This window comes from Brevundimonas variabilis (genome assembly GCF_014199945.1).
GTDB classification, from domain to species: Bacteria; Pseudomonadota; Alphaproteobacteria; order Caulobacterales; family Caulobacteraceae; genus Brevundimonas; species Brevundimonas variabilis.
Map to the genome: position 1 here is coordinate 165733 of NZ_JACHOR010000006.1, position 13715 is coordinate 179447.

Below are 13715 nucleotides of genomic sequence, written 5' to 3' on the forward strand. Positions count from 1 at the left end.
TGACACCATGTTGGCAGGAGGGCGGGTGTATGCATAGGGTCGATTGAACAGGGATGAGGCGCGGCGTGGAGCACGATCCGAAGGCGTTACAGGCCATCATGGAGGCCGCGAGCCCGCCCGACCTTGAACTCGCGTTCCGCCCGATGTTCGGCGGCATCTTTGGCTATGCGGACGGCAAGGCGTTCGCTTCCCTGTCGAATGTCGGGCTTGCGCTCAAGATGACGGGCGCGGATCACACAGCATTGAGCGCGGTCCCGGACGTGAAGCCGCTTCGGTACGAACCGCAGGATCCGCCCAGCAAGAGCTATCTGCTGTTGCCTGAGGCGGTCCTATCTGATCCGGACAACCTTCGATCATGGATCGCGCGGGGTGCGGCCGGCCTGAAGCCGAAGACTGGAAAGCCGCGCAAGAACTCTCTGGAGGGCAAGTGATGTCTCGTATCAGCTTCGTTGAGTTGCCGGCATCCAACCTGTCGACAACCCGGGCGTTCTATGACGATGCGTTCGGCTTTGCCTTTGCCGACTTCGGTCCAAGCTACTCATGCACAATGACAGGAAACGTGGATCTCGGCTTGCAGGCGGACGCCAGCGAGGCCACCTCCGCGCCCCTGGTCGTCATTGCTGTCGATGATCTGGAGGCCACCTTCGAAGCGGTCGGCAAGGCGGGAGGGATCATCACCCAACCGATCTTCGCCTTTCCGGGTGGTCGACGCTTTCACTTTCGGGATCCGAGCGGAAACGAGCTGGCTGCCCTGAAGGCGGACTGACGACTTCAGCACGTAAATGTCTCGAGAGGTCGGTTCTTACCTGCCGAATGGAGAGAGGCTGCCAGCCCGTTTCGCGGTCTCAGACGCATGTTCCACAATGTCTGCAATCCAGACATGGCAGCTGTCTTGAAGGTTTGTCGTCCGGCCTGACAGCGATCTCGGAGCACGGCCCGCCGGGCCGAGGAATAGTTCCTCTTTCGGTGCTTCATCGCCCACGCCTTGCGACTGGGTGCCATTGATTGAAAAAGCGTCGGCAGTTTGCATGGCAGCCGCTCTGTCCTAGGCCTAACCGAACAGTGCCGGCGAAGTTTGCGATAAGCCATCGGTACGGATGAGTCGGAGCGGGCATGAGCAGAGCACAAACCGGAACCCCAGAGGGCTGGCGCTTCTGGATCGACCGGGGCGGGACCTTCACTGATATCGTCGCGCGAGCGCCCGACGGTGTGCTGCAGACGCGAAAACTGCTGTCTGACAATCCCGAACAATACCGCGATGCCGCTGTTGAGGGCATACGCCGCATCCTGCGGGTTGGGCATGGGCCGCTGCCAGCCGGTCTGTTGGCCGAGATCCGTATGGGCACGACTGTGGCCACCAATGCTCTTCTTGAGCGCAAGGGTGAACCCGTCGTGCTGGCAATCACGCGCGGTTTCGGTGATGCGCTGCGTATTGGCTGGCAAAGCCGGCCCGACTTGTTCGCGCGTCATATCTTGCTGAACGACCAGCTGTATGACCGGGTGATCGAGGTCGACGAGCGGCTCCGGGCCGACGGTGCCATGGATCGCCCGCTGAACGAGGCGCAGGTGAGGGTCGACCTGACGGCGGCGCGGGAAGCCGGGTTCCGGGCGCTGGCCATCGTGCTGATGCACGGGTGGCGGTTCCCTGATCATGAACGGCGGCTGGCTGGCATCGCCCGGGAGGTCGGTTTTGAACAGATCTCCATCGGTCACGAGGTAGGGGCGCTCATCAAGCTGATCGGACGCGGCGACACGACGGTCGCGGACGCCTACCTGTCCCCGATCCTGAAAGCCTATGTCGACCACGTTGGAGCCGACCTTGGCTCCTCGACCCCGCTGCTTTTCATGCAGTCGAGCGGCGGACTGACAGCGGCGGAAGCCTTCCGCGGCAAGGACGCCATTCTTTCCGGCCCGGCGGGTGGCGTGGTGGGGATGGCCGAGACAGCACGGGCCGCTGGCTTCGACCGGGTCATCGGTTTCGACATGGGCGGTACATCGACCGACGTCTCGCATTTCGCGGGCGACTATGAGCGGACATCCGACGCCGTCGTTGCAGGGGTGAGGCTGCGGGCGCCGATGCTGGGCATCCATACCGTGGCGGCAGGTGGCGGCTCGATCTGCCGCTTTGACGGCTCACGTCTTCGGGTCGGACCGGAGTCTGCGGGGGCAGTGCCCGGGCCCGCCGCTTACCGCCGTGGTGGCCCCCTGACCGTGACGGACTGCAATGTCTTGCTGGGCAAGCTGCGCCCCGACCAGTTTCCTGCTGTCTTCGGGCCGAACGGCGATCGACCACTGGACGCCGATGCTGTGACGGCCGCGTTCGAAGCCATGGCCGAAGAGGTTTCCCGCGCCACAGGCCGCCCGACGAACCCGCAAACGCTGGCCGAGGGCTTCGTCACGATCGCCGTCCAGAATATGGCCGAAGCGATCAAATCCGTCTCGATCCAGCGCGGCTACGACGTCACACGGTACGTGCTCAACTGCTTCGGCGGTGCCGGAGGGCAGCATGCCTGCCTGGTCGCGGATGCACTGGGCATGACGCGAGTCATGCTGCACCCCTTCGCCGGGGTGCTGTCGGCCTATGGGATGGGATTGGCCGAGGTGCGGGCCATCCGTCAGGCGACAGTGGCGGTACCCCTGGATGCCTCCAGCGACACCGACCTCGCACAACAGGCCGCCGCACTGGAGGCCAGGGCAAGGGGCGACCTGGTGGCGCAAGGATTCCAGGACGCAGCGCTCAGAACCCTGATCCGCGCGGAGGTCAAGTTCGCTGGCTCCGACGCTCCGCTCGCCATTCCGTTTGGTCCGTCTGATCAGATGCGGCGTGCATTCGGCAGCCTTCATCGTCAGCGGTTCGGCTTCTTTGCTGATGACAAGGCGCTCGTCGTGGAAATGCTGGAGGCGGAAGCGGTCGCAGCCTCGATGCCGGCTCAGGGTTCGGCGGCCGGCATCGATGCCGGCACGGTTCCAGGCATCGTTGGTCGAGGGCCGGTCTGGATGGCGGGATTGGAACACGACACCCCCGTCTATCGCCGCAGCGATTTCGGTCCTGCTGCGGCCGTTTCCGGGCCTGCGATCATTCTTGAGGACACCGGCACGACGGTGGTCGAACCCGGTTGGCGGGCGACAACGGACGCTGGCCTGAACCTGATCCTTGAGCGGACGACTCCCCTGCCCCGGCGCAGCGCCATCGGCACCGATGCCGATCCGATCATGCTGGAGATCTTCAACAGCCGCTTCACGGCCTGCGCCGAGCAGATGGGTGAGGCACTGCGGGCCACAGCCTATTCGGTCAACATCAAGGAACGTCTGGACTTCTCCTGCGCCATTTTCGACGCCTCAGGAGCCCTGATCGCAAACGCTCCGCACATCCCCGTGCATCTCGGGTCAATGGGAGAAAGCATCCGCACCGTGATCGCTTCTCGCGGCTCGGGAGCAGACGGGCGCGGCATGGAGCGGGGCGACGTCTATATGCTGAACGCCCCATACAACGGCGGCACCCATCTGCCGGACATTACCGTCATCATGCCGGTGTTCCTTGAGGGAGACGAAGGGCCCGCCTTCTTCGTCGCGGCACGCGGACACCATGCGGATGTCGGAGGCATCACGCCCGGATCCATGCCGCCATCTTCAACGTCCGTCGAGGAAGAGGGCGTCCTGATCGACGACTTCCTGCTGGTAGACGCCGGTCAGTTGCGCGACAGCGCAACCCGCACCCTGTTCGCCTCCGGTGCCTATCCGTCACGGAACGTTGAGCAGAACATGGCCGACCTGAAGGCCCAGATTGCCTCCTGCGCGCGCGGGGCCGACGAACTGGTCAGAATGGTCTCCGAATTCGGGAGGCCGGTCGTCGCAGCCTACATGGGCCATATTCAGGACAATGCCGAGGAGGCCGTCCGGCGGGCGATCGCCGCGCTGAAACCGGGTTCTTTCGCCCTTGAAATGGACGACGGCGCGGTCATCCAGGTGCGGATCGACGTCGATCCGGTTGCCCGCAGCGCCGTGGTCGACTTCCGTGGGACCAGCGGCCAGCGTCCCAGCAATTTCAATGCGCCCCTGTCCATCACGCGAGCTGCGACGCTCTATGTCTTCCGGACCCTTGTCGACGACGCCATTCCGCTGAACGAAGGGTGTCTGAAGCCAATCCGGATGATCGTGCCGGAGGGGTCGATGCTGAACCCCCGCTACCCAGCGGCCGTGGTGGCAGGGAATGTCGAAACGAGTCAGGCGGTGGTCGACTGCCTTTACGGAGCCCTCGGCATTCTGGCGGCCAGCCAGGGCACGATGAACAATTTCACCTTTGGCGACGACGCGCGCCAGTATTACGAAACCATAGCCGGCGGCTCAGGCGCCGGGCCGGGCTTCGATGGTGCCTCGGCTGTGCAGACCCACATGACCAACAGCCGCCTGACGGATCCGGAAGTGCTGGAGACCCGCTTCCCGGTGCTGCTTGAGGGCTTTGCCATCCGCCGCGGTTCGGGCGGCAACGGGGCCAACCGGGGCGGTGACGGGGCCGTCAGGCGGGTGCGGTTTCTCGAACCGCTGACGGCCGCCATCCTGTCCAATCACCGGCGTACCGCTCCCTTCGGCGCAGCCGGCGGCGAAGACGGTGCGGTCGGGGTGAACCAGGTGGAGCGCACCGATGGGTCCGTGGAATTCCTTGGGGCAACGGCCGAGGTCGCGATGGCGGCAGGTGACGTCTTTGTCATCGAAACGCCCGGCGGCGGCGGTTTCGGCGCTAAAGGGGCTTCCTGAACCGGGCGTTCGGCGCGACCATCCCGACAAGGGGAGAATCCGATGCTGGTGCTTCTGGGAATTGCGGTCGTCGTCGTGGGCTTTGTCGCCCGCATCAATCCGCTGCTGGTCATACTGGTCGCCGCCATCGTCACCGGCGTGACCGCGGCCCTGGAACCCGGCGTCGAGGTTCGGGAGTTGGTGCAGGCGGCCGTGGCAACCCTGGCGGCGTTTGGCGAGGCCTTCAACGACAACCGCTATTTCCACATTACCTGGCTGATCCTTCCGGTGATCGGTCTGCTGGAACGGGCTGGCCTGCAGGAACGGGCCCGGACGTTGATCGCGCAGGTCAGGGCTGCCACGGCCGGTCGGCTGTTGCTGAGCTACCTTGTCGTGCGTCAGGCTACCTCGGCGCTGGGTCTGACCTCGCTGGGCGGCCACCCGCAGATGGTCCGGCCGCTGGTTGCGCCCATGGCCGAGGGTGCGGCCGAGGTTCAGGCGGGGGGCAACCTCCCCGACAGGGTTCGCTTCCGCATCCGCAGCATGTCCGCCGCTACCGACAATATCGGCCTGTTCTTCGGCGAGGATATCTTCATTGCGATCGGTTCGATCGTGCTGATGGTCGGCTTTCTTGAACAGGCGGGGATCATCGTCGAGCCCTTGCAGCTTTCGGTCTGGGCGATTCCCACCGCGATCGCCGCCTTCGTTGTCCACGGTGTGCGGCTGCTGCTTTTCGACCGGGAAATCCGCCGTGGTCTGGCTGCACGTGACGCGGAGACGGGCCGATGATCACGCTCGACCACGCCTATGTTCTGCTTGGCCTGATGTTCCTGGCCTTCTCGATCCTGACCCTTCGAGACCCCGAGCATCCGACCCGTGTTCGCAGCGCTGTGTTCTGGGCCCTCGTCGCGGCCTCCATGTTGTTCGGCTCCTGGCTCGGCGGGCTCGGCAATGGTGTTCTGGTTCTGGCGCTGGTCGTTGTCGGCGGTCTCAAAGCGCTGGGCGTGGGTCGACCATCGACGACCACTCTGGAGCAGCGACGCGACAGCGCGGCCCGGAGACGAAACAGCCTCTTCATTCCGGCGCTGATCGTGCCGCTGGCGGCCGTCGGTGGAACCCTGGCGGCAAAACACACCGGCGCGGGACAATGGCTGATCTCCTCGACCCAGACGACGCTGATCGCGCTCGGGCTCGGCTGTCTCCTCTCGCTCTTCATCGCCATGGCCTGGCTGCGGCCCCCGGTCATGGCTCCTGTGCAGGAAGGACGGCGGCTGATGGACTCGATCGGTTGGGCCGCACTCCTGCCCCAGATGCTGGCCTCGCTGGGCGCTGTGTTCCTGGCGGCGGACGTTGGTGGCGTCGTCGGCGAACTGGTCACGCAGGCGGTCCCATTGACCTCGCCCCTGCTGGCCGTGGCCGCCTATTGTCTGGGCATGGCCCTGTTCACGGTCATCATGGGGAATGCCTTCGCCGCCTTTCCCGTTATGACCGCCGCGATCGGGCTTCCGTTCGTGGTCGGTCAGTTCGGCGGCAATCCGGCCATTGTCTGCGCGATCGGCATGCTGGCCGGTTTCTGCGGTACGCTGATGACGCCCATGGCAGCCAATTTCAATGTGGTCCCGGCGAACCTGCTTGAACTCCCTGATCGGGAAGCCCCTTTCAACGGCGTCATTCGGGCCCAGATGCCGACGGCTGTGATCATTCTCGGGGTCAACATCGCGCTGATGTACTTCCTTGCCTTCAGGTTCTGAGATGACCCATCGGCTCGACGCCGCGACCGCCTCCCGCCTTGCTTCGGCCGCCCTCGGCCATGTGACGCGGGAGTATCCCAACAAGATGGATCACGTCCTCACCGGTCCGGAAGACGTCCAGGGCCCTCGGGCCCTGCATCCGATCTTTTTTGGCAGCTTCGACTGGCATTCCTGCGTCCATGGCTGGTGGACCCTGTTCACCCTGCGGCGTCTGTACCCGGAGATGGCTGAAGCCAGCCGGATCGACACCCTGGCCGACCAACTGTTCACTGCGGAGAACGTCGCCACAGAAACGGCCTATCTGGACCGCCCGGAGAGCCGGGGTTTCGAACGCCCCTATGGCTGGGGCTGGCTGCTGATGCTGGCAGCGGAACTCGAACGCCATGGCGACAATCGCGCCGAGGTCCTGCGCCCGCTCGCCCGCGCCTTCGCAATGCGGTTCGCGGCCTTCCTGCCACTGGCAGACTATCCGGTGCGCGTCGGGACCCACTACAACACCGCCTTCGCCCTGAGGCTGGCGCTCGACTACGCCGAGGGCCACGGTGACCACGCGCTCGCTACCCTCTGCCGAAAGCGTGCCCTGGACTGGCACCAGGATGACCGTGACTGCCAGGCGTGGGAGCCTTCGCAGGACGAGTTCCTCTCGCCGGCCCTGATGGAAGCTGTTCTGATGCGACGGGTGATGAACCCTGCTGACTTTGCTGACTGGTTTGCCGACTTCCTGCCCCGTATGGGCGAGACGGAACCAGCAGCCCTGTTCCAGCCTGCGGGCGTCAGTGATCGTTCGGACGGGAAGATCGCCCATCTCGATGGCCTGAACCTGAGCCGTGCGTGGTGCTGGCGAGAGATCGCCTCATCTTTGCCCGCGGGCGACCGACGCCGAGCGGTCGCACTGAATGCCGCTGAAGCCCATCTGGACGCCGCACTGCCCCATGTCACCGGCGACTATATGGGCGAGCACTGGCTGGCCAGCTTCGCCCTGCTGGCGCTGCTCGCCGAGCCCGGTGACGAGCGGGTCGCAGCCTTGGCCGTCTAACAGAGCCCAATCGCCAATCACCCTGTCCAGCCCTGAAATCGTCTGGGGTCGCAGGCCATGCGATGGTCGCGCAGGAAGCTCGGCGATGGACCGAGGATGCCGCCACCCCAAGGGATCCAGGCTAAACGGCTGGCGTCCCGCTCTCCGACAGCGCGCGGCTTTCCGCCATGATGCGGATCGTCAGCACAATGGCATTCAGAATAGAGAACACGGCCGCATAGCCGAACAGACCGAAGGCCAACGGAAGTACGGCGATCTCGGCGGCGACCACCAGATAGTTTGGATGGGAGATGAACCGATAGGGACCGCGACGGACCAGGGTCTCGCCCGGAACCGTGATGATCCGCGTCGTCCAGCGGCCGCCCAGCGAGGCTATGACCCAGACGCGCGCGAGCTGGAGCAGGACGAAAACTGCCATCCAGATCCAGTTCACTGGCTGATCCCAGGCCAGGATGAACAGGCCGATCAGCCAAGCCGCGTGCAACCCTACGATCAGCGGGTAGTGGCCCGCGCCCGTCTCAACCCCACCGTTCGCCAGAAGCCGCGCGGTATTGCGCCTTGCCAGCACCAGTTCGCCCAGCCGCTGAACCGTCACAAGGATCAGAATGACGACGGAGGCGATCATGCCGCGCTGCTCAGGGTGACAGTGCTAACAGTGAAGCCCGGTCCCAAGGCGGTTACCACCGATCGCTTGGGCAGACCGGCATGCCGAGCACGATTCAAGACGTGCAGTACGGTTGGCGCAGACATGTTTCCATGGTCGGCGAGCACTCCGCGTTCATGATCAAGCGTGCCCTGGTCCATTGACAGAGACGCTTCCATGGCGTCGATCACTTTCATGCCGCCGGGGTGGCAGATGAAGCGGTCGATATCCTCGACCCGTTTGCCATTGGTGGCCAGCATCTGGTCCATCGCCGGACGCAGATGCTCGCGCGCGAAAGGCGGGATGGCGCGGGCGAAGATGACGCCCAGCCCGTCCTGCTCGACCCGCCAGCCCATGATGTCGAGCGTGTCCGGCCAGGTATGCTCTGCGGTCCCATCGACGTGCGCAAAGCCGCCGTCTCCGCAACGAAGGACACAAGCCGCCGCGCCGTCGCCGAACAGGGCGGTAGCCACTATGTCGGCCTTGGTCAGGTCCTCCATGCGGAACGACAGGGTGCAGACCTCCACCGCGACCAGCAACACCACAGCGCCGGGACTGGCCCGCGCCAGGCGACTGGCGATCGCCAGGCCTGTGACGCCTCCGGCGCAGCCCAGCCCGAAGACGGGGATGCGCGCCGCATCCGACCGGAAACCCAGGCGCTCCATGGCGCGGGCTTCCAGGCTAGGAGTGGCGATCCCGGTCGACGAGACGGTGACAATGATATCGACGTCCGCTCCGGTCAGTCCGGCACCGGACAAGGCATTTTCCGCCGCCCGGCTGAACAGATCGACCGCACCGACGAGGTAGGCTTCGGTGCGTTCCGGCCATGTCCGGGGCGTCGTATACCAATCGATCGGCAAGACCGACTGGCGCTGACGGATGCCAGCTGTGTCGAAAACCTTGGCCATGCGATCGAATTGAGGAAACCGGTCCTGGAACAGCCGCCGGGCAACCTCGGCGACGTCTGTCTGAGCCATGTTATGGGGAGCGTCAGCGGTCCCGATGGACAGCAGGGCGACAGGCGCGGTCATCAATGGCTCCCACCGCCTCATCGATCTCCATCTGGAAATCATCGCGAGCGGCGACTTTGCAGAACATCATGCGTCCAGCCTCGGTTCCAGTCGAATGATGGGGCGTGACTTTATCACGCGCAGCGCGTCTGGATTGATGATGCACACCGAAACCGCACTTGACCGATCGCCCGGCAGATTTCGATGACATCAAACGACACGCCCGAGCCCACGCGTCCGGTTACACTCTGGGCCGGCTTCATCATCATGTGCGTCGGCATGTTCATGGCCATCCTGGACATCCAGGTCGTTGCAACATCCCTGCCGACCATTCAGGCGGCAATCGGCGTCGCCCCCGACCAGATGAGCTGGGTTCAGACCGCCTACCTCATCGCCGAGGTGATCGCGATCCCGCTGACCGGCTTCCTGACCCGCGCCATGACCATGCGCTGGTTGTTCGTCGTCGCGATCAGCGTGTTCAGCCTGGCGTCACTCGGCTGCGCGCTGAGCAATGATTTCACCTCCCTGATCTTCTGGCGCGTGATCCAGGGCTTTTCGGGTGGCACCCTGATCCCGGGGGTTTTCTCGGCTGTCTTCCTGCTGTTCCCACAGAACCGTCAGGGGATCGCGACGACCATCGCAGGCGTACTGGCGGTGTTGGCCCCGACCGTCGGTCCAATCGTTGGTGGGTGGATCACCCAGACCTACTCGTGGCACTGGCTGTTCCTGATCAATCTCGCACCCGGCATCGTCTGTGCCGTCTTGGCCGTCTGGCTGCTGCCGCGTGACCGGGCCGACCCGGGTGCGGTCCGCCGCCTGGATTTCGTGTCTCTGATCCTGATGGCCTTGGCGCTCGCCACACTCGAGATCGCGCTCAAGGAGGCACCCCAGCGCGGTTGGGCGTCACCTCTGGTCATCGGCCTGGCCGCCTTGTCGCTTGTTTCAGGCCTGGCCTTCGTTCGAAGAAGCCTGACCGCCGTCCATCCTGTCGTCGAACTGAAGACCCTTATGAATCGCAGCTTCGCGATCGGCTGCGTCCTGAGCTTCGTTTTGGGAATCGGTCTGTTCGGCTCGGTGTATCTGATGCCGGTCTTCCTCGCCTTCGTGCGCGGGCACGGTCCGCTGGCGATCGGGACGATCATGCTTGTCACGGGTCTGGCCCAGCTCGCCACCGCGCCTGTCGCGGTTGTGATGGAGCGCCGGATGGACGCTCGGCTGATGACCGCCATGGGATTTGGCCTGTTCGCTCTGGGGCTGGGGCTCAGTGCCTTCCAGACGTCAGCGACCGATTTCGAAGAGATGCTGTGGCCCCAGATTCTCCGGGGCGTAGCCATCATGCTGTGCCTCTTGCCGCCAACCCGGCTGGCGCTCGGCAACCTGCCGCCATCCCAGGTGCCGGACGCCAGCGGCCTGTTCAATCTGATGCGAAACCTGGGTGGAGCCATCGGCTTGGCCTTGATCGACACCGTGATCTACGGTCGGGCACCGGTGCTGGGCCGAGAGATTGTCGCGCGGCTGCAAGCCGGCGATGTCGAGACTGCTCAGGCCCTGGGCATACCCGCATCGGTCTTCGCCAGCCGGATCGGCCAGCCGGCCGACGCCGGCACGGCCGCCCTGTTGACCCCGCTCGTCGAGAAGCTGGCGCTGGTCCAAGCCATCAACGAGGCCTGGGCGATGATCGCCTTGCTGACCCTCGTGGCCCTTTGCTCCGTGCCCTTTGCCAGGGCACAATCCATCGCAAGCCCCCAGTTGCAAGCGAAAGCGGGCCATTGATGATGCGGTCTGGTGTGTACTTCAGACATCTATCGTCGCGCGTAGTCGCTGGCTGCGAAATGTCGTCACACGGCGTTGGCGCGGGACGAGGGGAAAGGCGTAACGGCTGGAGCCATGCCCGAGCACGCTCGGTTTGGTCACGCTGATGGCGCTTCGACTTGCGCTAAGCAGCTGAGCGCTTCCAGCTGGGAGCGTAGTCGGGGTCCTGACCAGCGGCCCCGATGGTCTCACCGGCATAGAGGCGGTCGATGTCTTCTGCACTGACAGGTCGGCTGGCGAGGTAGCCCTGAAACTCGCGGCAACCCGCCGCCGCAAGCCGAAGCCACTGTTCGGGCGTCTCCACGCCCTCCGCGATCACCCGCATGTTCAGGGATCGGCCCAGCTGGACGATCGATGAAACGAGGGCGTCGGCGGACTTCGAACGTCCCATGTCGATCACGAATGACCGATCAATCTTGATTTTGCCGATCGGGAAGCGACTCAGGTAGGAAAGGCTGGAATAGCCGGTGCCGAAATCGTCTATCGCGATCGAGAAGCCTGCGTCGCGCAAGGCGTCCAGCCGAGATGACGCCCCCTGCCCCCGTTCCACGAGCACGCCTTCCGTCAGCTCGAGCTCGATCCCCGACGGACGCACGCCGGCCTCGGTCGCCAGCAACAGCACCCGGTCCGTAAAGCCGGGATCACGCAGCTGTAGCGCCGATACATTCACTGCCACCTTGAGGTCCGGCCAGCGCCGACTGTCTTCAAAGGCGCGTTTCAGCGTGAAAGCGCCCAGAGCCTCGATCATCCCGCTCTCCTCAGCCAGAGGCACGAAGATCGCAGGCGAGATCTTGCCGAACTCCTCGGAGGTCCAGCGCACGAGAGCCTCCACACCGATCAGGTTTCGATCCTGATCGACCTGAGGCTGATAGACCATGGTCAGCGCACCCGCCTGAAGGTCACGCCGCAGAGCATCCTGCAGGCCCCGCCGCCGGCGAAGCAGTTCATCCATGGCCGAATCGTACACTGCATACTTTGCGCGTCCGTCCCGCTTGGCCGAGAAGAGCGCCAGGTCGGCCTTGCGCAAGACTTCGGTGGCTGTCGCGTCAGCAGTGTCCATGACGCCAACGCCGATACTGGCGGTCAAGGTGAACCGACCCACGGTGAGCGCGAAGCGCTTGGCCAAAACCCGGCAGATACTGTCTGCCAGGGCTTCGGCCTCTTCGTCGGCCGTAACGGGCTGAAGCACCGCGAATTCATCGCCATCCAGCCGAAAGCAATGCGCCCGCCCGCCCGCAATCTTGGTGAGACGCCGCGCCGCGACACGCAGGAGTTCATCCCCCACAGCATGCCCAGCCAAATCGTTGATTTCCTTGAAGTTATCTAGGTCGATACAGTGGAGGGCGTATCGAGGCCCACCGGTCAGCAAGGCTGTGGCGGCCTGGGCCAGCGCCTGATCCATCGCATGACGGTTTCCAAGTCCCGTCAACGCATCATGATGGGCCATGTGAAGGGCACGCTGTTCACTGGCGACCACAGCCTGTGCGCCGGCGCGCGCCTTTCGATAGGCCAGAAGCGCCAGAGCCAGCATCCCCGCCAGCAGCGCCAAGGTTAGAGGCATGAACGTTCGCAGCAATGCATCGCCCGGTTGCTGTGGCGACCAGTCGAGCGTGGAAACAATCTCGTTAGACGGTCCCACTATGCCGGCGTGAGCCTGTCCTGGTTCGCCACGCGCGTCGCCTTCATGCAGATGAGCATCCTCCAGCATGTATCGACGGCTGAAAGAGTCCACAAAGGCGGCGTCCATCAGGCGTCCGGTGATGACGATAGGTGCGCGCCTTCCCTGGACGATCGCGCTTCCGAAATCCGGCTGGACCAATGTCGCCGACAGAATGGTCAGGTCCGCTCCCACCATGTCGGTCGTACTGGCCACGATCGCTGATTGAGGTTCCACCAGTGTCTCTGCCGCCACCTCCCGCCTGAGTGCCTCCGCGTCCCGGACCTGTCGTACGATCTGTGCGACGGAATCGGATAGACCGGCAAATTCCGCCAGTTCGGCATCTCTGCCGTCGATCATGCCATAAACCGGCTGGTCATCGGCGTTCAGCACCCAGGAGAACTGGAAGCCGCTGGTCACATGCAGGTAGATCCCGATGTTGTCGCGTGCCCAGGACTTGTCCAGCCGATTGTCGAGATTGACGACAGCGTCGTCCCAGACGACCTGCGGCACAACCTGTCGCCCGACTTCGTCTATCCGGGATGCCAGACCGTTCTGAACGACCTCCTGCTCACGCTTCAGCGAAACCGCGTCGAAGTTCGCCGCCATGCGGTCCAGTGTGAAACCCAGCAAGGCGATCGCCAGACCGCCGCCGGCAGCGACTGCCCAGAACTGATTTCGCAATCTGGCGCTTTGCGGCAAAACCCATCCCCAACTGAGGGCTCAAAGCATAAGCCCAAGGTGCTAACGCGGCCGCATCAGGTATGGTGAACGCCGTTCACGGAACACAGTCGATCAGACCGATCTTTGCCATCGTCGTTTCAGGGACAGAATAGTCGGGTCTACCCGTTGCCCCGCCGCCCTGTGAACAACAAGCAGTAGAAAGAAGAACACGGTACAGGCGTGGTGAACGCTGTCAGGAAGTCAGTCGGGCAGCGGTCCTACCGAGCCTCCACGCGCCGCCCGTGCCTGCCCTGCCGACCGGCGATCTCGATGCGGCTATGTCGCTTCTGGCGACCCCTGTCGCATCTGGTTGGATCGATCCAAGATTGACACCCGGGCCTGCTGTTCT

At 64.2% G+C, this 13715-nt stretch carries 10 protein-coding genes; 7 read left to right on the forward strand and 3 right to left on the reverse strand.

Going from position 1 to position 13715, the window contains the following annotated elements:
• Positions 1 to 53: 53 nt before the first annotated feature.
• From GGR13_RS16040 to GGR13_RS16065, 6 genes are all read left to right on the forward strand, one after another.
• The gene (locus GGR13_RS16040; protein WP_183214598.1) at positions 54 to 431 is read left to right on the forward strand and encodes a TfoX/Sxy family protein; all 378 of its coding nucleotides are present in this window, start codon (positions 54 to 56) and stop codon (positions 429 to 431) included.
• Positions 431 to 766 (forward strand): VOC family protein, encoded by a 336-nt coding sequence (locus tag GGR13_RS16045; RefSeq protein WP_183214599.1) that lies wholly within the window; start codon positions 431 to 433, stop codon positions 764 to 766. Before GGR13_RS16040 ends, GGR13_RS16045 begins: the two co-directional genes overlap by 1 nt.
• A 347-nt stretch (positions 767 to 1113) precedes the next feature.
• Positions 1114 to 4755: a hydantoinase B/oxoprolinase family protein gene (locus GGR13_RS16050; protein ID WP_183214600.1), complete on the forward strand. Its 3642-nt coding sequence runs from the start codon at positions 1114 to 1116 to the stop codon at positions 4753 to 4755.
• A gap of 42 nt (positions 4756 to 4797) precedes the next feature.
• Complete coding sequence (locus GGR13_RS16055) at positions 4798 to 5523, forward strand: DUF969 domain-containing protein (RefSeq protein WP_183214601.1); 726 nt, start codon at positions 4798 to 4800, stop codon at positions 5521 to 5523.
• Positions 5520 to 6485, forward strand: a complete 966-nt coding sequence (locus GGR13_RS16060; RefSeq protein ID WP_183214602.1) for a DUF979 domain-containing protein — start codon at positions 5520 to 5522, stop codon at positions 6483 to 6485. Before GGR13_RS16055 ends, GGR13_RS16060 begins: the two co-directional genes overlap by 4 nt.
• Before the next feature lies 1 nt (position 6486).
• Complete coding sequence (locus GGR13_RS16065) at positions 6487 to 7521, forward strand: DUF2891 domain-containing protein (RefSeq protein ID WP_183214603.1); 1035 nt, start codon at positions 6487 to 6489, stop codon at positions 7519 to 7521.
• A 121-nt stretch (positions 7522 to 7642) separates the two neighbouring features.
• Here the strand turns inward: GGR13_RS16065 and GGR13_RS16070 are convergent, their stop codons facing one another.
• Positions 7643 to 8146 (reverse strand): isoprenylcysteine carboxyl methyltransferase family protein, encoded by a 504-nt coding sequence (locus GGR13_RS16070; RefSeq protein ID WP_183214604.1) that lies wholly within the window; start codon positions 8144 to 8146, stop codon positions 7643 to 7645.
• Positions 8143 to 9195, reverse strand: coding sequence for a type III polyketide synthase (locus GGR13_RS16075; protein ID WP_183214605.1), 1053 nt, complete (start codon positions 9193 to 9195; stop codon positions 8143 to 8145). Before GGR13_RS16075 ends, GGR13_RS16070 begins: the two co-directional genes overlap by 4 nt.
• A gap of 183 nt (positions 9196 to 9378) precedes the next feature.
• Here GGR13_RS16075 and GGR13_RS16080 point away from each other — a divergent pair, with 183 nt between their 5' ends.
• On the forward strand, positions 9379 to 10947 hold the full coding sequence (locus GGR13_RS16080) for a DHA2 family efflux MFS transporter permease subunit (protein WP_183214606.1): 1569 nt from the start codon (positions 9379 to 9381) through the stop codon (positions 10945 to 10947).
• 163 nt (positions 10948 to 11110) lie between these two features.
• Here GGR13_RS16080 and GGR13_RS16085 read toward each other — a convergent pair whose 3' ends face one another.
• A complete protein-coding gene (locus GGR13_RS16085; protein ID WP_183214607.1) occupies positions 11111 to 13327 on the reverse strand; it encodes a putative bifunctional diguanylate cyclase/phosphodiesterase in 2217 nt (738 codons plus the stop codon).
• Positions 13328 to 13715: the final 388 nt, after the last annotated feature.

Bases quoted from the DNA above. Each gene is read 5' to 3' on its own strand.
- GGR13_RS16040 (WP_183214598.1), top strand. From the start codon at position 54: ATGAGGCGCGGCGTGGAGCACGATCCGAAGGCGTTACAGGCCATCATG.
- GGR13_RS16045 (WP_183214599.1), top strand. From the start codon at position 431: ATGTCTCGTATCAGCTTCGTTGAGTTGCCGGCATCCAACCTGTCGACA.
- GGR13_RS16050 (WP_183214600.1), top strand. From the start codon at position 1,114: ATGAGCAGAGCACAAACCGGAACCCCAGAGGGCTGGCGCTTCTGGATC.
- GGR13_RS16055 (WP_183214601.1), top strand. From the start codon at position 4,798: ATGCTGGTGCTTCTGGGAATTGCGGTCGTCGTCGTGGGCTTTGTCGCC.
- GGR13_RS16060 (WP_183214602.1), top strand. From the start codon at position 5,520: ATGATCACGCTCGACCACGCCTATGTTCTGCTTGGCCTGATGTTCCTG.
- GGR13_RS16065 (WP_183214603.1), top strand. From the start codon at position 6,487: ATGACCCATCGGCTCGACGCCGCGACCGCCTCCCGCCTTGCTTCGGCC.
- GGR13_RS16070 (WP_183214604.1), bottom strand. From the start codon at position 8,146: ATGATCGCCTCCGTCGTCATTCTGATCCTTGTGACGGTTCAGCGGCTG.
- GGR13_RS16075 (WP_183214605.1), bottom strand. From the start codon at position 9,195: ATGACCGCGCCTGTCGCCCTGCTGTCCATCGGGACCGCTGACGCTCCC.
- GGR13_RS16080 (WP_183214606.1), top strand. From the start codon at position 9,379: ATGACATCAAACGACACGCCCGAGCCCACGCGTCCGGTTACACTCTGG.